General features: G+C 54.6%; 11 protein-coding genes. 3 read left to right on the top strand and 8 right to left on the bottom strand.

All coding sequences use genetic code 11. The features are described 5' to 3' along the window. Nucleotides 1-40 precede the first annotated feature (40 nt). The 3 genes from CPH65_RS15430 to CPH65_RS15420 all read left to right on the top strand — a co-directional run bounded on the left by CPH65_RS15430 (nucleotide 41) and on the right by CPH65_RS15420 (nucleotide 7,178). Complete coding sequence (locus CPH65_RS15430) at nucleotides 41-1,474, top strand: short-chain fatty acyl-CoA regulator family protein (RefSeq protein ID WP_096176443.1); 1,434 nt, start codon at nucleotides 41-43, stop codon at nucleotides 1,472-1,474. A 305-nt stretch (nucleotides 1,475-1,779) separates the two neighbouring features. Further along, nucleotides 1,780-4,473, top strand: coding sequence for an aminopeptidase N (pepN, locus tag CPH65_RS15425; RefSeq protein ID WP_096174699.1), 2,694 nt, complete (start codon nucleotides 1,780-1,782; stop codon nucleotides 4,471-4,473). Between the two features lie 188 nt (nucleotides 4,474-4,661). Further along, the gene (locus CPH65_RS15420) at nucleotides 4,662-7,178 is read left to right on the top strand and encodes a PAS domain-containing sensor histidine kinase (protein ID WP_096174698.1); all 2,517 of its coding nucleotides are present in this window, start codon (nucleotides 4,662-4,664) and stop codon (nucleotides 7,176-7,178) included. A 326-nt stretch (nucleotides 7,179-7,504) separates the two neighbouring features. On the opposite strand, the gene CPH65_RS15415 is transcribed toward CPH65_RS15420, so the two are convergent. From CPH65_RS15415 to CPH65_RS15380, 8 genes are all read right to left on the bottom strand, one after another. Continuing rightward, the gene (locus tag CPH65_RS15415) at nucleotides 7,505-10,486 is read right to left on the bottom strand and encodes a bifunctional [glutamine synthetase] adenylyltransferase/[glutamine synthetase]-adenylyl-L-tyrosine phosphorylase (protein WP_096174697.1); all 2,982 of its coding nucleotides are present in this window, start codon (nucleotides 10,484-10,486) and stop codon (nucleotides 7,505-7,507) included. Between the two features lie 49 nt (nucleotides 10,487-10,535). Continuing rightward, on the bottom strand, nucleotides 10,536-12,044 hold the full coding sequence (locus tag CPH65_RS15410; RefSeq protein ID WP_244574423.1) for an ATP-binding protein: 1,509 nt from the start codon (nucleotides 12,042-12,044) through the stop codon (nucleotides 10,536-10,538). A gap of 84 nt (nucleotides 12,045-12,128) precedes the next feature. Then, the gene (locus tag CPH65_RS15405) at nucleotides 12,129-12,806 is read right to left on the bottom strand and encodes a response regulator transcription factor (RefSeq protein WP_096174696.1); all 678 of its coding nucleotides are present in this window, start codon (nucleotides 12,804-12,806) and stop codon (nucleotides 12,129-12,131) included. Between the two features lie 255 nt (nucleotides 12,807-13,061). Next, entirely contained in the window at nucleotides 13,062-14,582 is a 1,521-nt protein-coding gene (locus CPH65_RS15400) for a Do family serine endopeptidase (protein ID WP_096174695.1), read from the bottom strand. Nucleotides 14,583-14,937: 355 nt separating this feature from the next. Then, on the bottom strand, nucleotides 14,938-16,203 hold the full coding sequence (locus tag CPH65_RS15395) for an Hsp70 family protein (protein ID WP_096174694.1): 1,266 nt from the start codon (nucleotides 16,201-16,203) through the stop codon (nucleotides 14,938-14,940). Nucleotides 16,204-16,309: 106 nt separating this feature from the next. Further along, complete coding sequence (locus tag CPH65_RS15390; protein WP_371359342.1) at nucleotides 16,310-17,530, bottom strand: alpha/beta fold hydrolase; 1,221 nt, start codon at nucleotides 17,528-17,530, stop codon at nucleotides 16,310-16,312. Nucleotides 17,531-17,663: 133 nt separating this feature from the next. Continuing rightward, entirely contained in the window at nucleotides 17,664-18,197 is a 534-nt protein-coding gene (locus tag CPH65_RS15385; protein ID WP_244574422.1) for a cytochrome c-type biogenesis protein, read from the bottom strand. Then, entirely contained in the window at nucleotides 18,190-20,181 is a 1,992-nt protein-coding gene (locus CPH65_RS15380; protein ID WP_096174692.1) for a heme lyase CcmF/NrfE family subunit, read from the bottom strand. Before CPH65_RS15380 ends, CPH65_RS15385 begins: the two co-directional genes overlap by 8 nt. Nucleotides 20,182-20,214: the final 33 nt, after the last annotated feature.

Here is a 20,214-nt window from a genome sequence, read left to right as displayed (position 1 = left end):
TTTGCAAATTGCAAATCTTGCAAACTTTCGGAGGGTCACCTTGGCAGAGAAGCTTTTCGTCGGTCCAAAGGTGCGCACATTGCGCGAAAACAACGGCCTCACCCAATCCGGTTTCGCCGACCGGATCGGAATTTCAACGTCCTATCTCAATCAGATCGAAAACAATCAGCGCCCTTTGACTGCGCCTGTCCTGCTCGCCCTCAGTCACCAATTCAATCTCTCACTGAGCGACCTTGCATCGGCAGATACCAGCAGAATTCTGGCCGATCTCAAGGAAGCTCTGGCCGATCCGCTGTTTCGGGATACGTCTCCGGGATTGCAAGAGCTGAAAATGGCGGCCTCCAATTCTCCCTGGCTTACGCAGGCGTTTCTCACGCTGCATCAAGCGCATAGACGCGCCAATGAACGCCTCATGGTGCTCGATGACGCCCTGTCCGCACATAACATGGAAACCGAAGAACGAGCCATGTTGCCCTATGAGGAAGTGCGCGACTATTTCCATTATCATGACAATTATATCGACGAGCTGGATCAGGCAGCGGAAGACCTCGCCCGTCGTCACGGCATGCTTGATGGCAATCGCCTGACCCAGCTACAAGACTATCTGGAGCAGCGCCACAATGTCCGAATCCGCTTCACCGAGCACCCTGCCGATGATCAGATCATGCGGCAATTTGACAAGGAAAGCCGGATACTTAGCCTCAATGCCGCGCAGGACGCATCTTCGCTGTGCTTTCTTATGGCTCACCAGATTGCCATCATGGAATATGGCGATCTGATCGAAAGTCATTTGGCAAAGGCGGGCTTACGCTCCGAAGCCGCCGAGGCGATCGGGCGGATCGGTCTGGCCAACTATTTCGCGGGAGCCATAACCCTTCCCTATCGTCGGTTTCTGGAAATTGCCCGCGAAACCCGCCACGACATTGACCGCATACGTCATCACTTCGGGGCTTCAGCGGAACAGGTGGGGCACCGTCTGTCCAGCATGCAGCGCCCCGGCGCGCGCGGAATTCCCTTCTATTTCCTGCGTGTAGATCGGGCGGGTAACGTTACCAAGCGGCATTCCGCAACCCGCTTTCAGTTTGCCCGTTTTGGTGGGGCCTGCCCTTTATGGAATGTCCACGAAGCCTTTGAGGCTCCCGGGCGTTTTCTCGTTCAAACCGCTGAAATGCCTGACGGATTGCGATATTTATGTATCGCGACAAGCGTGACCAAACTCGGAGCGGGCTATCATTCGCCCGTGCGTCGCTATGCAATCGGGATGGGATGCGAATTGTCCTTCGCGGACGACATCGTCTACTCGGATCGTCTGAACGTGAAAAGCGACACGGGGATCGAACAGATCGGCGTATCCTGTCGCATTTGCGAACGCCACACGTGTCATCAGCGCGCCGTCCCTCCGGTTGATCGCAAACTCTTCGTCAACCCGCATCGTCGGCAGTTCGTCCCGTTCGAGCTATCGAATTCCAAATGATGTCCAAGTCAAGCATTGTTCAGATTGCACAGCTTTTTCATTGAGCGTATGCATATTTTGACCAATGTTTCGACAATTGCCTTATCCTTACGTATAACACGCATGGCTGCAATGCGGACAGGGCAATTCACAGCAATCTTGTAAAGTTTGCAAATCCTGAATTTGAAGACTTCCCTTCACTTTGCCTCCCCATCATGCCGGAGACAATCTTGAAAAGTGAGCCTTCTATCTAGCTTGCACACTCGCCCCCGCCCCCGATAGGGTTCACTTGGGGATTTGAGCCAAAACAGTTGAGAAGAAAAAGAATGCAAGAAGCGAAAAGCATCGTCCGGTTGGAAGACTACCAGGAAACCCCTTACACCATCGACCATGTGTCCCTGACCTTTCGCCTTGAGGCGAATGCTACTCTGGTCACCGCATGCCTGAGCATTGCACCACGGCCTGAAACACTCGCAGGCACGGCGCTCCATCTGGATGGAGAAGAGCTTGATCTGGTGTCCACGCACCTCGATGGTGAACCACTGGCTAATTCGGCTTTTGAGACAACCGATCGTGGTTTCTGCCTGTCTTCGCCCCCGGCAGGTGCTTTCACACTGCAACTGGTCACGCGGATTTCTCCTGATACCAACACTCAGCTTATGGGCCTTTACCGCTCCAACGGCACCTATTGCACACAGTGCGAGGCGGAAGGTTTCCGGCGCATCACCTATTTCTATGACCGCCCAGACGTGCTCTGCCGCTATGATGTGCGCATCGAAGCACCGGTCAGCGTTCCCAAACTTCTTGCCAATGGCAATCTGATCGAAGAGGGGCCGATGGATACCCCCGCCGGAGTGGATAGTGACGAAGCATGGCACTATGCCGTTTGGCAGGACCCCTACCCCAAACCGTCCTATCTGTTTGCAATGGTCGCAGGCGACCTTGCGCATGTCGAGGACCGGTTTGTGACCCGGTCAGGCCGGGAGGTGACCCTTGCCATCTATGTCGAGCACGGCAAACAGGACCGTGTCTCCTATGCCATGGATGCGCTAAAGCGCTCGATGCGCTGGGACGAAGAGGTTTTCGGACTTGAGTATGATCTTGACATCTTCATGATCGTCGCTGTTTCGGACTTCAACATGGGCGCCATGGAGAACAAAGGCCTTAACATCTTCAATGACAAATATGTACTGGCCAAACCGGACACGGCAACAGATACCGATTACGCCCTGATTGAAGCGGTTATCGCGCACGAGTATTTCCACAACTGGACAGGCAACCGGATCACTTGTCGCGATTGGTTCCAACTGTGCCTGAAGGAAGGCCTGACGGTCTATCGCGATCAGGAATTCTCGTCCGACATGCGGTCACGTCCGGTCAAACGCATCTCGGATGTGGGGCAATTGCGAGCGCGTCAATTCCCTGAAGACAGTGGACCGCTCGCGCATCCGGTGAGACCGACGGCCTACTCTGAAATCAACAACTTCTACACATCGACAGTTTATGAGAAGGGTGCCGAGCTTTGCCGAATGCTCGAAGTGATCCTTGGCCAGTCTGGTTTCAAGGCCGGGCTTGATCTCTATTTCCAGCGTCATGATGGTCAGGCTGTGACGATAGAAGACTTTATCGCCTCGTTCGAGGTTGCGACCGGTGCTGACCTGTCTCAGTTCGCCCTATGGTATGAGCAGGCAGGCACCCCTGATCTTGTGGCCACCTATGCCTATGATCCAATTCGGAAGCAATTGTCACTGGCCATCGAGCAGTCCTGCATGTCAACTCCGGGACAGCCGAACAAGAAAGTGCTGCACATCCCGATCCGCTTCGGCCTCATCGCGCGCGATGGAAGCGCGGCAGCTTTCACCAAGGTGCGTGACGCAAAAACGGGAGAGATCATTGGTGATGGCCAATGCGACTTGTTGGAGCTTCGCGAACGACAGCAGAAATTTCTGTTTGAAGGGGTCACGAAAGAGGCGGTTCCCTCGCTCTTGCGCGGCTTCTCGGCTCCGGTTCATTTGCGCACCAATCTGACGCGCGAAGACCATCTTTGCCTGATGCAATATGACGACGATCCCTACAATCGCTGGGAAGCCACGCAGTATGTGCTGATGGATCATCTGATCCGCCGGACTTATATGATACGGCGCGGCGATCAGGATGCCCATAAGGATGCTCTGGACAAGCGCCTGCTCTCAGCTATAGGGCAGACGATTGCCGACGAAAGCCTCGAGCATGCATTCAGAGCGCAGATTGCGACAGTGCCCAGCGACGCGGATGTTGCGAGAGAAATCGGCAAGGATGTTGATCCCGATGCCATTCATGCGGCAAGACAGGGGATGGTCAAGGAGCTTGCGGACTCCCTTTTCGATCAGGCCATCGCTCTCTACGGATCGCTGGAGAACCGGGGGGCATTTGCGGTGGACGCAGCGAGCGCAGGACGCCGTGCGCTTCGCAATGCGCTGTTGAACCTCATCATCGCCAGTGACAAGAGTGTCGGCAGCAAACTGGCATCAAAGCAGTATCATGACGCTACCAACATGACGGATCGCTTTGCAGCCCTTGCTGCATTGACGCGCAACGGATCGGAACTTGCCGAAGAGATGCTGGAAGACTTCCATGCCCGCTATCGCAATGATGCGCTTGTCATCGACAAATGGCTATCTTTGCAGGCCTCGACAGCCCATGACGGGACTATAGAGCGGGTGAAGCAGTTGATGGAGCATCCGTCATTCTCAATATCAAATCCCAATCGCGTTCGATCGCTGATCGGATCGTTTGCCATGAACAATGCCATTCAGTTTAACCGCGCAGACGGTCAGGGCTTTGCCTTGGTGGCTGACATCATCCTAACGCTTGATGCCAAAAACCCGCAGACAGCGGCACGCCTTGCCAACAATTTCCGCTCATGGCGGGCATTGGAAGCACCTCGGCAGGCCAGTGCGGAAGAGCATTTGCGCAGAATCGGCGAGACGCCCAATCTGTCGGAAGATGTCGCGGATATCGTCAATCGCTGCTTGCAATAGAGAAATCGGCCGATTCATTAACAGAATCAAAATCCGTTAACAGCTAACTGAGACTTGTTAATCTGTCGTTAACCAAAAAATTCCTTGTCGACTCTAGACAAATCACCCCGAGTTGATTCAAATGTATGTATTCGGAGATGCGGCACACCTCCGGTACAGTTTTGAACACTAGACCAAGGGGATAGGGTATGACGCAGGCCGAGGTCGCCAGCGCGCCCAAGGGAGCACGATTCGGTTTTTTCGGACCGAGACAGGGTGACACGGCCACTGGCGTCGCCGGCCCTGCTCGCCTGATCGCCGATCCCTCCTATTTTGAGCGCGTTCGGGAAGAGCCATGGCTCAGACGCATCATCCCCGTCATCATTCTCACCTTCATCGCCTTGGTGGGCATTTGGCGTGGCACCGAATTGATGGCCGAGCGCGCTGACATCGAAAGTTCGATCAAACAGGAAATCCAACTAATGGCGGCGCTTGTTACCGAAAAGGTCGGTAGCAAGCTAAACGCCTTTGCGCAGAGCGTGGAGAAGCAACGGCTGGACAATGCCACGCGCATCACGACCGGCAATCCGGCCAAGGCCGTCATCCCGCCCGGTTCATCGACAACATCTCCTGCAGACAATTCAGCAACACAAACGCCAACGCAACGAGCAACCATCCAGACAACGCCAAGCAGGCTAATCTATCAGGAGTGGCTATTCGCGGCTCTGCCGTCGCTCGGCCTTGCCGAGAATTATCAGATTTACCTGACTGATAGCACGGGCATGATCGTCGCCTCAATTCCACGCGCGGCACAGGACATGCGCAAGACGCTGGTTGACTTGCTGGGTAGAACGCAGGCTCTGTCGACGTTTGGCGCAAGCGCAGGTGTGTTCGATATCACTCTTGGAGATGACATCTCAGCGCTCGCCACCGTACACCACCTGGGTGGCGGCCGCGGATCGGTAACCGTCATCCGCGACACCGCTCACATGATGCGGCAATGGCGCTCTGCCGTGGCTGGCAACGTCATCATCTTCGTTATGATGAGTTCAGTCATCCTGCTGGTCGTCTATGCCTTCTTCAGCCAAGGCGCCCGGGCCAAGGAAGCGGACAGCATTTATGCTTCGACAATCCGGCGCATGGAAACGTCTCTGGCACGATCCCGATCGGGTCTATGGGACTGGGACCTTGCGAGCGGGCATATCTACTGGTCAAAATCGATGTATGACCTGCTGGGCATGGAGCCACGCGATGACCTGCTCGGTGTTGCCACCATCAACAACCGTCTGCACCCGGAAGACAGCAATCTTCTGCAATATGTAGACTCGCTTCTGAGCTCCGGTCAGATCATGCTGGACCACCAATTGCGCCTGCGTCATGACTCCGGGCATTGGGTCTGGTTCCACTTGCGTGGCGAACTCACGCAGTGCCGCAACAACCGGCTGCATCTGATGGGTGTTGCCATGGACGTGACCGAACAGATCGCCAACAAGGAACAGCAGATGCTCGCGGACATTCGTCTGCGCGACGCGGTCGACACCATCCCCGAGGCCTTCGTGCTATGGGACAAGAACAGCCGCCTGGTCCTGTGCAATCGTCCTTACAGGCAGCTGCATAACATAGCCGATGATGAAGCGATTGCAGGCCTTAGCTACAGCGAATTGATGGACCATGGAGAGCCTCGAGTTGTTGCTGTCGATGAAGATGACGCTGCGTTCGATCCTTCACTGCAGACGATGATGGAGAGCGATTGGCCCAATCAGGCTCGGACCTACAAGGTTCAGCTCATGGATGGCCGCTGGCTACAGATCAGTGAGCGACGCACCCGCGACGGAGGGTTTGTCTCTGTTGGGACCGATATTTCCAAATTGAAGGTTCAGGAGCAACGACTGGTCGAAAGTGAACAGGAACTGATCGCAAGCGTCGACGATCTGCGTCGCTCACGCCAGACCCTTGAGACCCAGGCGCAGCAGTTGGTGGAGCTGACTGAAAAATACGCCAAGGAAAAAGACAATGCCGAAGCAGCCAATCGTGCAAAATCACAGTTCCTTGCCAACATTTCTCACGAGTTCCGGACGCCGCTCAACGCGATCATCGGCTTCTCCGAAGTCATGAAGCAGGAGATCTTTGGCAAACACAAGACAGACAAGTATCGGGACTATTCTTCAGACATTCATCGCAGTGGCTCGTATTTGCTGCATCTCATCAACGACATTCTCGACATGTCACGCCTTGAAGATGGTGAACTTGATGTGAAACCGGAACCTACGGAGCTGGTATCCATCATTGCATCAATCAAAGAGGAAGGGCTGGGTGAGTTAGCAGCGGAAAGAGAGCTCACGATACAAGAGAAGCTGCCCGAGACCATGGCGGCATTCGCCGATCCGCATCTCATAGAACAGGTGCTCCACAAGCTTCTGGACAATGCCGTGAAATTCACACCCAAAGGCGGTGATGTGACGCTGAACGGCTACGAACGAGATGGCTGGTCGGTCCTGACAATAACGGATTCTGGCGTTGGCATACCGCAATCAGCGCTCAACCGCATCGGCAAGCCATTTGAACAGGTGCAGAACCAGTTCACCAAGAACCACAAGGGTTCCGGCCTCGGCCTCGCCATTGCGCGGACAATCGTGCAGCTCTCCGGTGGCACGATGAAGATCCGCTCACGGATTGGTCAGGGCACGACTGTAATCGTCAAATTGCCAATGCACGCAAACGATTAGCCTTAATTACCTTTGTTTGATAAATCACAAAGTAACAAGGGCGAATCGCAGGCAGAGTTAAAAAGTAAATTGCGACAGATAGCCGTTCTAGTGCTTACCGGTGTTTTGTTTGCAACTGTTCAGGATGGCGACATCCAGACTTCTCCCGAGGAGGCGCTCAGGCGGACACCAGTTCCCAATGGGCAACAGCAGCCGCCTCCATATTGCTGGCAACTCGCCCCGGACCCCAAAGGTTTCTATTTTGTCCGGGGCATTTTTGTGGGGCGAGCCATGCCCTTCCACCACCACGCCATAAATCGGGCACCACGCCATAAAACTGGTAGAGTCTAGCCGCTGACCGGGCCGATTATGCGCTCAAAGCAAGCGCGCACTTCAGCCTGATAGTCTTTCAGACGGACCTGAAGCTGGTCTATGGTTGGGTCCTCAGATGCCGCGACCACGACGTCACGCAAGCCTTTTGCCGAGGCAGCAGGATCAAACGCACCGGACAGGCAAACCCGCAGAATTTGCGTCAGATCATGATATAGCTTGATGGCTGGCAAAAGGATCTCACCGTCGCCGCGATCAATGAGGCCGTGCTCGACACAGAGCCGCAAGCATTCTGCCGTGTTGGGATGCAGGATCTCTGGATGCGCACGCCCGTGGATCAGTTGGTGTGCCTGCGCGATGAACTCGACATCAACCAGACCGCCCGCAACTTGCTTGATGTTCCATATGTCCGAAGAGCCCTTTTCCTTCTCAATACGCGCCCTCATCTTGGCTACATCGGACCTGATTGCGTCAGCGTCCCGCTCCCGACCAAGGACGGCCTGAATTTCAGTCCTTACCCTCGTGGACAGCTTTTCATCCCCCGCGATGACCCGCGCCCGAGAAAGCGCCATATGCTCCCACGTCCATGAATCTGTCGCATGGTAGCGCTTGAAGGACCGAAGGGATGTTGCAAGCGGTCCAGAATGACCAGAAGGACGGAGACGGAAATCCACCTCATACAGATCGCCCTCCCCTGTCGGGGCGGATAGAGCGGTGATCAACCGCTTGGTCAGACGGGCATAATATTGCGTCGGAGCCAAAGGTTTTTCACCGTCTGACATCTTGGCGTCCTCGTCGTGATCATAAAGGAGGATCAGGTCGAGGTCCGACGTGGCGGTCATCTCCTCACCACCAAGCTTGCCCATAGCGAGCACAACAACCGCGCCTCCGGTAAGCTTGCCGTGGCGCTGCTCTAGCTCTTCGCAGCTGTAATCGAGCATGAAGCGAATGATCACACCGGCGAGCATGGCATAAGCGGCACCGGCCTGTGAGGCCGAAATGGACCCCATCAGAATACGCACCCCGATAAGGAACATCTGCTCCTGCCCGAAGATGCGGGCTGCATCGAGGGCGTCCTCATAACAGGTTGCTTCACCCAGACTGCGACCCAGTTGCATTTCCAGCGTTTCGCGTTCCAGCATGTCGCCGAGAAAAGCGGGATCCAGCAGCGCGTCGATCACACGTGGACGCCGCGCAACAATATGAGCAAGCCGAGGAGAAGCACCGAGCACAATGGCAAGTATTTCAAGCAATTGCGGGTTGTTGCGCAGCAGGGAAAAGACCTGAACACCGGACGGCAATGCCGCAAGGAAGCTGTTGAAGGCATTGAACGCAGCATCGGCATTGTCGGTCTTGCTGAGAGCCTTGAGAAGATCGGGCGTAAACTCTGTCAGCCGTTCCCGCGCCTTGGTTGATCGGGTCGCCGGATAGCGCCCAAAATGCCAGCTGCGGATCGCTTTGGTCACTTCTGCAGGTCTCTGAAATCCCATTTTAGCAAGGGTCTCCAGCGTGTCAGGATCGTCATCCTCCCCGGTGAAGACAAGGTTGCCACCACTTTCGCCGCCAAGCTCCTGTTCTTCTTTGAAGAGATTGACATAATGGTCCTGCACGCATTCGAACCATTGACGCAAATCACGCTTGAACGCTTCGGCGTCTTCGTAGCCCATCATGCGCCCGATTTCTGCAATTCCTTCATCGCTGGTAGGCAATGTGTGGGACTGTTCGTCGCGTTGCATCTGGATGCGGTGCTCGACCTTGCGCAAGAAGGCATAGGCCTTGCCAAGCTCGTCTCTTGCTTCTGGTTCGATCCATGTAAGATCGACCAGTTCGGCCAGCATCGGAAGCGTCTCCCGGCCACGCAATTGCGGATTGCGCCCCCCCGCGATCAACTGCTGGGTCTGCACGAAAAACTCGATTTCCCGGATACCACCGCGCCCAAGTTTTACATTGTGCCCATGGATGGCGATCTTGCCATGCCCTTTATGGGCATTGATCTGGCGCTTGATGGAATGCACATCGGCTAACGCTGCATAATCAAAATACTTTCGCCAAATAAAGGGAACAATCTCGTTGAGAAATCCTACACCGACCTTGATATCACCGGCACAGGCCCGTGCCTTGATCAACGCCGCCCGTTCCCAGTTCTGACCCATGCTCTCGTAATATTGCAAGGCCGCGAGCACGGAGACCGCCGGAGGCGTTGCTCCGGGGTCTGGTCGCAGTCGCAGATCTGTGCGGAAGACATAGCCGTCCGATGTGCGCTCTTGCATGAGCTTGACGACCTGTCGTGTGAGGCGAACAAAGGTTTTGCTCTTCTCCCACTTGTCCTCGCAGCAGCTGTTTTCGCTGTCATAGAGAATGATGAGATCGATGTCAGAGGAATAGTTGAGCTCGCCAGCCCCATGTTTTCCCATGGCCAGCGCGACATAGCCGCAATCCAGCTCCGGATCGTCCGGGTTGGCTAGGGTCACTTTCTTGCGGCGATGAAAGTCGCGCAGGGCAAATCGCAATGCGCCGCGCAAAGTAGCATCAGCGATGTCGGTCAGTGCGTTGGTTGTCTGCTTGACCGACCATTGCCCCGTCAGATCGGCAAGCGCTATGGTCAGGGCGGCGTCCTGCTTAACAAGGCGCAGGTGACGCATCGCAGCAGCCTCGTTTTCCTGAGCTTCGCTGATGGCTCTGGTGCAGAGCATGGAAAGATGCTCGCCAGGATCTTCAGACAAGATCACACACAGGCTCGCGAGGTCCTTCAGGATAAGGTCCTTGAGATAGTCCGACGTTTCGAACACGGCAGCAAGCAGGCGTTTGATGACCGGTGTCTCCAAGGCCACATCGATGAGCGCAACGGCATCGACGGCATCAGGATCCTTGTCAAGCAGCACTTGCCGGCGCTCATGGAGAGTTTCCAGCAATTCGTCCGCCTCACCCAACAGTGGCAGCGCAGCACTCTGTTGCCAAAATGAATGAATGGCAGCCCCGCAGGATGGCGTGTCGGTCATGCTTTCCCCCTCACTTCTCTTTCGTCAGGCTTCGGGGGTACCATCTCACTCATTCATCTGCAAGATCGGTGATCGCGTCGTCCGCCGCTTCTGGTGCAAGGGCCGGAAAGTGGATGGAAAAGATGAGGCCCGGTTCATTATCCTCGAGTTCGATACGAGCCTCATGCAGACTGGCCACCGCGTTGACAAGACTGAGCCCCAGCCCAGATCCGGGCTGCGTGCGGCTTTTATCAAGGCGAACAAAGCGTTGCAGAACGCGCGCCCGGTCTTCCTTGGCAATCCCGGGACCGTTATCCGAGATGCTCAAGATGATCGAAGGTCGAATGGGCGGTTTACCCGCGGCCTCGGTCTCCTCGGCCACTTTGACATGGATACGTGCCTGATCGGGCAACTCCCCTTCATGACCGGACGTTTCGCAATGAGCGGCGACATGTCGAACCGCATATTTCATGGCATTGTCAATGAGATTTGCAACCGCCTGCGAGATCAACTCCCTGTTGCCCAAAATCATGTATCCGGGCTCAGCCTCCCATGTCAGGAGCGCGCCCTCGTCTTCGGCGACAGGTTCGTACAACTCAGCCATATCTGCAGCGAGGAAGCCGATATCAAGCGGGGCTTTCTCGATCTGAACATTTTTGGCCTCGACGCGGGCAATCCGCAACAGGGCATCAAACGTGCGGATGAGCGTTTCGGATTCGTCCAGTGTCTGCTCAAGCGCCTGACGGTAGCCTTCCATGTCGGCACTCTCGGTGCTCAGCGTCAGTTCAACCCGATTGCGAAGGCGGGTCAGCGGCGTTTTGAGATCATGGGCGATATTATCGGAAACTTCCTTAAGGCCCTGCATCAACGCTTCAATGCGCGATAGCATCGTGTTGAGGCTTTCCGATAGCCTGTCAAACTCGTCGCCAGCTTGGGTCACAGGAAGACGCTCATCAAGCTGCCCACGCATGATACGATGCGATGCATCCGTGATGACATCGATGCGCTTGAGAACCTTGCGAGAGACAAAGAACCAGGCCAGCATCGCAAGGACAATCATCAGGATGGCCGAGACGATGAAGGCCTGCTCGACGACTTTGCGAAACAGTTCCCGTTCGCCAACATCTCGTCCGACGAGCAATCGATAGCCGCCAAAGATCTCATAGACGCTGACTGCTGCGTTGTATTCGTTACGGCTGGTGTCTCCCAACCTTTGATACGGCACAGACTGCTCGACAGCCCCCCGTTTGTCGAGCACCCAGTCGGGCAGAGCCGCCACATTACCGGCAACATAGTGGCCACGAAAGTCAGTGACGAGATACAAGCTGGCTCCGGGCCTGTTGGATCGGTCCTCAATGACCTTCACGAGACCTGGCAGACCACTGGATCGGTATTGTTCAACAAGCCCCCGCACCTCGGCATCGATCGTGGAGTTGAGTTGTCGCGTGATCAGAATCTGGGTATTGAGCGAAATATAGACGATGAGGAAGATGGCAAAGATCGTGAATATGATCAAATAGATTGCGGATAGCTTGAAGGCCGTCGTCCGCATGATTTTATTGATCGATCCCACTGCCATGAGGGTTGTGCTTTCCTGTACTGCCTTGTTCGCCCCTCGAAGCGCAGGGCATCGCTTCGATCTGTCATCGCCAATGGGGTGAGCCTAGTCGGGCACACGTAGACTGTAACCGGATCCACGCACGGTCTGAAGCAATGCGGGGTCGAATCCCTTGTCGATTTTGGCGCGCAACCGCGAGATATGAACATCAATCACGTTGGTCTGCGGATCAAAATGGTAATCCCACACATTTTCCAAAAGCATCGTTCGTGTCACCACCTGCCCTGCATTTTTCATCAGATACTCGAGCAGACGAAACTCGCGCGGTTGCAAGAGAATAGATTGACCTGCGCGCTTGACGGTGTGTGACAGGCGATCCAGCTCAAGGTCTGCAAGCCGGTACATGGTTTCGACTTCACTTGTGTTTCGGCGTCGCGCCATAACCTCGATACGAGCAAGAAGCTCGGAGAAGGCATACGGTTTGGTGAGATAATCGTCTCCACCCGCCCGAAGCCCTGTGACACGGTCATCAACCTCACCAAGTGCAGACAAGATAAGGACTGGCGTCTCATCACCTTCCGCGCGTCGGCTCTCGATGATGGAAAGACCGTCTCGTTTGGGAAGCATTCGATCGACGATCATGATGTCGAAACCACCCTCCTGCGCACTTTCCAGCCCTTCGTCTCCGTCGGAAGCATGCTCACAGACGTGGCCGGCTTCCTTCAGACCCTTGATCAGGTAGCTGGCAGCCTCGATGTCGTCCTCGATAATCAGAATACGCATATTAAGCCTCTTTCACACCGCACCTCTGGTCAGGTTCTTTCAACGGCGATGCTTCTCTGTTTGGCCTGCGATTATAGCGCTCTTTGGCCATCGGCAAAGAATGGTATGCCGTGAGTAGCCGAAAAAAGCAACCAAGTTGCAGATAAGCTCTTCAGAAACAAAAAAAGAGGGGCCCAAGGGCCCCTCCAGGTCTTCGTTTCTGACTTCATGAGTGCCGAAAGAGTGTGAGAGTATGGCACTCATCAGAATCCTGGGTCAGGATTTGCCAAGTGGCAAGGCAACAAAGCGAATGTTGCTCTGACGCTTGAGCTGGAGCAGCAGGGTTCTGCGGCTGCTGTTCTTCGCTTCAGCAATCTGCTTTTCGAAATCAGCAACGCTCTTGATCGACTTGCCGCCGGCTTCAAGGATGATATCGCCACTTGCCAAACCTTTTTCGGCAGCGACACCATCAGGGGTGACATCAACAACTTCGATGCCAGTTCCATCCTCAGCCGATTGCAGCTCCAGACCAAATTCCTGAACGCTGGCCGGCTTGGCTGGTTGCATCGGGGCCGGAGACGCCTGACCGCTATCGCTGATCTCTTCAGGGAAGACACCAAGGTTCACGGGCAGCTTCATTTCATTACCATCACGCCAAAGCGTCAGTTCCACGTCGGAATTCGGATCGGCACGACCAATGGCCCTTGCCAGTTCACGGGTGTTCTGCACTTTATTGCCATCAACGGCGAGGATTACGTCACCCACTTCAACACCTGCCTTGTAGGCTGGAGCCGACTCATCAGTATGGGTCACCATGGCACCGGATGCTTCATCCAAGCCAAGGCTTTCTGCGATGTCGTCACTCACATTCTGAATGTGAACGCCGAGCCAGCCGCGCTCAACCTTGCCACCGGTTTTCAGATCAGACACCACATCCTTTGCAACACCAGCAGGGATTGCGAAAGCGATGCCGACATTGCCGCCAGACGGAGAGAAGATTGCCGTGTTCACACCGACCACCTCGCCCTTGAGGTTAAAGGTCGGTCCGCCAGAGTTGCCCTTGTTTACAGCAGCATCGATCTGGATGAAGCTCTCATAGTTGCGCGCATTGATGTCGCGGCCATGGGCTGAAATGATACCCGAGGTCACCGTTCCGCCAAGGCCAAACGGGTTGCCGACAGCCAGCACCCATGACCCCACTGGGGGAACTTCGTCAGCAAAGCGAACATACTGGAATTTCTGTTCAGGGTCTTTCACTCTCAAGAGCGCAAGATCTGAACGTTTGTCGGAGCCGACCAGATCCGCGTCCAGCTCTGTACCATCGTCCATGACAAGCCGGAATTCCGATCCATTGTCCACAACATGGTAGTTGGTTACGACGAGACCGTCTTCGGAAATGAAGAAACCAGAACCTTGAGACTGAGCATAGCGAGGCCGTTTGGGAGCTTCTTTCTTGCCGTCACCCTCGGACTCGCCAAAACGCCGGAAAAAGCGATTGAACGGATGATCTTCAGGCAAATCACGAAACTCAGGAAAGCCCGGGAACGTGAAGTTCTGGTTTGGATTGTCGATCTGTGTTTTAACCTGAACAGATACCACGGCGTGCTTGACTGCTTGCACGACACCACTGAAATCGACAGGGGCGACGGGCGTTGCAACTTCCACCGGAGCGGCCTTAGCGGCCGGTTCACCGGTCAGAAGCGTTGGTACTGTGGCGCCAGCCACAACACCAAGTGTCAATGCGGAAGCAATCACAGTGGTTTTCACCGGGGTTTGTTTCAACTTCAGTTTTCTCATCAATAGGTCTCCGCTCATTCTTTTCCTTCGCCGCTCAGGTCACAGGGGCGATATCTTATGAAGGTCAGTTTAGTCTTGCCACAGCGGGTTTATCCGCAATTCGATTGGATCAGATTATGTCGCGTAATCTGGCCATTGATTGGCTTGTCTTATCTATATGGGGCAAAATGGGCCATAGAGGAGCCCATTGAATTAAACTTGCGTAATGTTGAGAAATCAAATTTTCTCTTTTAATATCAGATAGATAAAAATATCCTTGCGACCCCGATGGTTTAACGCACATGAGACTTTGGGCACGACTGCGAGAAAATGGCACGGTTTTGCCATATTCGTTACCGGAAAAGCGGCAGTTCTATCAAGCAAATCGCCGACGTGCCTCAAGGGCCAGACCTATACCAACAGAGCCAAAGGCATCGCCATCAATAACCCGGGCATTCGGCACCATGCCCGTCAGGCTCGTCCGGATATAGGGCACCTTCGTTGAACCTCCCGTCAGAAACACAGCTGTGATGTCCGACCCTTTCAATCCCGCTTTCTTAAGCCCTTCTGAAATGGTGTTCTGAATCCGTTTGGTTCCATCCTGAAGCGCCTCGATCAGATCGTCACGGGACATCTCAGCCTCAAGGTCCTTCTCGACGAAATCAAGTGGCAGACTGGCCTTCAAAAGCTCGGACAAGGCAACCTTGCATGCTTCTACGCCCAGCGCCAAGCGGTGCCCTTCCCGCAATTCAAGAAGATGAAGCAACCGGTCAATCAGATGTGGCTCTTTGGCTTCTCTGCGTAGATAGCGCAGATCTGTCTTGGTTTTATGGTCATAAAGGAAGTTGATTTTCTGCCATGTGGCAAGGTCATGATAATAGCCCACTGGCATCAAACGCCCTGCCTTCAGCATTGGGCTCCGATAGCCGAAAAACGGCATCACTCTGGCCAATGACAACCAGCGATCAAAATCGGTACCGCCAACATGAACACCCGTGTTGGCAAGAATGGCATCCTTGCTGTCCTGCGAGGATTGCCCCAATGAACCCGCGCCAACCTTGAGGATCGTGAAATCCGAGGTACCACCACCAATATCGATGATCAGAGCGATCTCTTCGCTGTTGACGGTCTGCTGAAAATCGCGAGCAGCGGCCACAGGCTCAAACTCGAATTCAATTCGGGAGAAGCCGGTCTCCTGGGCGATCATTCGCAAGGTTTCTTCGGCTTCGCGGTCGGAGTCAGGATTGTCATCCACAAAATGAACAGGCCGCCCCATGACGACGTGATCGATCTCCTTGTCGATCTCTGCCTCTGCAGAACGCTTCATACGGCTTAGAAAAAGACCCAGCACCGCTGTAAAAGGCATTCGTTCATTGCCGATCATGGTGGTTTCATGAATGGTTGGTGAGCCAAGGATCGATTTGAGCGCTCGCATCATGCGTCCCTCGCCGCCTTCCATATAGGTGGCAATCGCGTCGCGACCGAAGTGGGTGCTGTGCTCTTCGAAATCAAAGAACAGGGTCGAGGGCAGAGTGACCTCATCTCCCTCAAGTTCAACCAGCCGCGCCTTTCCGTTATCGATCAGTCCGAGGGTTGAGTTGGAGGTTCCGAAGTCAAGGCCACAAAATGGTTTCGTGCTCATAGTTTCGTCCTCTCCTGCAAACAGAAAAGCACCCGTCCGGAGGGCCGGTCGGGTGCGGGAATGGCGTCCTAGCATGGGATGAGGTTTTTGAAAAGGTCAGAGCCTTCTATTCCACGAGTTTGGTTTTGACCTTGGCGCCCTTCTCCATGGTCTGGTGGACCGGGCACCTGTCAGCGATGCGCAGCAATGAATCCCGATCGTCATCTGTCAGATTGCCTTCGAGGGTAATCATGCGTTCAAATCGATCAACCTTGCCTTTGCTGTTGGCCATGTTTTCGATTTCTACCTTGGTGCAGGTGTCGCAATCATCTGCATGAACCTTATTATGGCGGACTTCAGTTGCAATGTGATCGACAGGGAGCTTTTTCATCTCGGCATACATCCGCAGCGTCATCGTGGTGCAGGCACCCAGAGCAGTTGCCAGATAGTCATAGGGTGAAGGGCCGCTATCGAGCCCCCCAACGGATGTCGGTTCGTCTGCGATCAGGCGATGATGACCAACTCGGACATGGTTCTGGAACTTACCAAGCCCCGTTTCCGCAACATATGCCCCTTCGGGAACATCCTTTTCCGGTTCACCGGCCGCCTTAACAAACCGCCCTGCCCAAGCAGCGATCACTTCCGCCACGTAGACAGCATCCTCAGCCCGGCTCAGAAGATGGTCAGCCGTGTCGAGCGACACAAAGCTTTTGGGGTGTTTCGCAGCTAGGAAGATCTCGGATGCGTTGTCAATTCCGACCGTTTCATCAATGGGAGAATGCAGCACCATCAGCGCCTTTTTCATCTTGCCAATACGGTCTGTCAGGCTGTGATTGTCGAGATCCTCTAGAAACTGTTTCTTGATCGTGAAGGGACGACCGGCAAGGCTGACCTCGGCCTTGCCCTGCTCTCGAATGTCATCAAGATGAGGAGAGAAAGAATGCTCAATGTGATTGATATCAGATGGTGCGCCGATGGTCGCGACCGCTTCCACCTCGGGAATTTCCGACGCAGCCGCCAACACCGCAGCTCCGCCAAGTGAATGCCCGACGAGAAGACTTGGGCCTGCAATCGCCTCGCGCAACATCTCCGCGGCCCGAACAAGATCTGCAATATTTGATGTAAAATTAGTATCGATAAAATCGCCGTCGGATGTACCCAACCCGGTAAAATCGAAGCGCAGAACAGCAAAGCCCCGAGCAGCAAGCCCAGTCGAAATCTGGCGAGCCGCAAAGATATCTTTCGAACAAGTGAAGCAGTGCGCGAAGATCGCAGTCGCACGAATAGGACCGGCAGGCAGCTCCAAACGTGCCTGAAGCTCGTCGCCCAAGGCTCCTTCAAAACTCATTCGTTGTGTGGAGTGCTCTTTTCTGGCCATTCTGTACCGCCCCGATGTTTCTGCGAGATGGGGCGATACTCATGTTTCGCCCTTCCACCTCAATGTAGGTTCAGGGAGAATGAATTGCCAATCAGACCGAGTTCTAGTCCGATAATATTTTCTTGAGCCGAGCTTGTTCCTCATCGCTGAGTGTGGCGTTCCCAGACGTCTCCGCGCGGGCGGCTGCGCGTTTGTTTTTGCGGTAGAGCTGCAGGACAGCAAACAGACCCAACAAAAGCACCAACGGGCCGAATCCCCATAAAATCAGGTTCTTTGCAGAGAATGTTGGTTTGAGGAGCACGAATTCTCCGTAGCGACTAACGAGAAAATTCCTGACCTCCGCATCGCTATCCCCCGCCTCCAGTCGCTCTCTGACCAGAACCCGCAAGTCATGGGCAAGCGGTGCATTGGAATCGTCAATTGACTGGTTCTGACAAACAAGACACCGCAACCCCGCCGAAATATCGCGCGCCCGGCTTTCAAGCACCGGATCATCAAGCATTTCCTCGGGCGTCACTGCATAGCTTGATGCTGTCGGAGCGATCGCCAAAATCGCCAGCAAAAGTACAGCCAGAAACCGGTGAATATTGAAGGGCTTCATATCAGATCTATCCCTCTTCGCGGTCTGTTCAAGCATTGCCGGCAGCCTCTTTCGCCCGCCCTTTTCGGGCCGGAGCGCCGATCCTCAGACGTCTGTCTGAAAGCGATATCCCACCGCCAATGAACATGACGATCGTTCCCAGCCAGATGAAGGTTACCCAAGGCTTGTAGTAGATGCGCACAGCGATGCCGCCATCCGTCTGCTGATCACCGAGTGACATATAAAGCTGTGTCACACCCCAGACCGTGTGAATAGCCGTTTCGGTGGTGGGCATGTTGCGCGACGTATAGATCCTTTTGGCCGGATGCAGTTCAGCAATTTGGCGATCGCCGGTTGTAACCACAAAGGTTCCTGACAGATCGGCAAAGTTGTAGGCTTCGTTTTGCTTGAAGCCAGTGAACTCGAACTCATAGCCAGCCAAGTTGGTCTTGTCGCCCGGTTTCATTATGAGGATGTTTTCGGTCTGATACGTGCTGGCAACTACGAGACCAAGAACTGTCATTCCCAAACCGAAATGACCAAACGCAGTTCCCCACACTGTGCGCGGCAACCCTTTCAGTCGCGATAGAGAGATCGCGAAAGGTTGCTTGAACAAGCCGATCCGCAAATGTATCTCAGCAAGAGAACCGATCATCACCCAGACCGCCAGACCGATCCCGAGAGGTGCTAGAGCCGACCCGCCATACAGCAGGGCATAGCACATCAAAATGGTCAAAAGACTGAGGCCAAAAGCGGCGTAAAGGCGCTGGACTGCGCCATAAAGATCGCCGCGTTTCCATGCCAGCAAGGGGCCAAACGGCACGGCGATGAGAAGCGGGATCATCATGGGACCAAAAGTGGCGTTAAAGAAGGGAGCCCCAACCGAGATTTTGGCCCCTGTTGTTGCCTCCAAAGCGAGAGGATACAAGGTCCCAACCAGCACGGCAGCTGTCGCGGCCGATAGGAATAGATTGTTGAATACCAGCGACCCTTCGCGAGAGATGGGAGCGAAGATACCACCTTGTTTAAGCAAGGGAGCTCTCCAGGCAAACAATGCAAGCCCCCCCCCAATAAAGCCAACCAGAAGCGCCAGAATGAACACGCCGCGCGAGGGGTCTGTTGCAAAGGCGTGCACCGACGTCAGCACTCCGGAGCGCACAAGGAACGTTCCAAGCAGTGAAAGAGAGAACGTGAGAATGGAAAGCAGAATGGTCCAGACTTTCAATGCGCCCCGCTTTTCCATCACAACGGCGGAATGCAACAGAGCAGTGCCGCAGAGCCAAGGCATAAAGGATGCGTTTTCAACCGGATCCCAGAACCAATAGCCGCCCCAACCAAGCTCGTAATAAGCCCAGTACGAGCCCATCGAAATGCCCAAGGTCAAAAGCGCCCACGCGACCAGAACCCATGGCCGGACAAAGCGTGCCCATGCCGCATCGATCCGCCCCTCAAGCAAAGCAGCGATAGAGAAAGCAAACGCGATTGAGAACCCTACATAGCCGAGATAGAGAAGTGGCGGGTGAATAGCGAGACCGATGTCCTGCAGAATCGGATTGAGGTCGCGTCCCTCAATCGGCAGGTTGGCCGTCGAAATCCGACGAAACGGGTTAGAGGTCAACAGCACGAACGACAGGAACGCTGCAGTGATCCAGCCTTGGACAGCAAGGGTATTCGCCTTGAGCTTGGGTGGCAGGTTGCGACCAAACACGCCAACCAAAGCGCCGAAAATCACCAGGATGAAGACCCAGAGCAGCATCGAGCCTTCGTGATTGCCCCAAACCGAGGTGAATTTGAACAGAAGAGGCATATCCGAATGGCTGTTTTCCCAGACATTCTGAACCGAAAAATCTGACGTTACATAGGCATGTGTAAGCGCGGCGAAAGACAAGCCGACAAAAAGAAACTGAGTAACTGCGATCGGTGTCGCTACAGCCATCAATCGACTGTCCTCAATTTGTGCGCCCCAGATCGGCACAACAGACTGAATGAGAGCCAAAACAAAGGCAAGAATGAGCATGAAGTGGCCAAGCTCAACAATCATGAGGTCTCTCCGGTTCTGTCAATTGTGTCATTC

Source organism: Cohaesibacter sp. ES.047, assembly GCF_900215505.1.
Classification (GTDB): domain Bacteria; phylum Pseudomonadota; class Alphaproteobacteria; order Rhizobiales; family Cohaesibacteraceae; genus Cohaesibacter.
The sequence above is the reverse complement of the archived record's forward strand: the minus strand, read 5'-3'. Positions and strand labels throughout refer to the sequence as shown.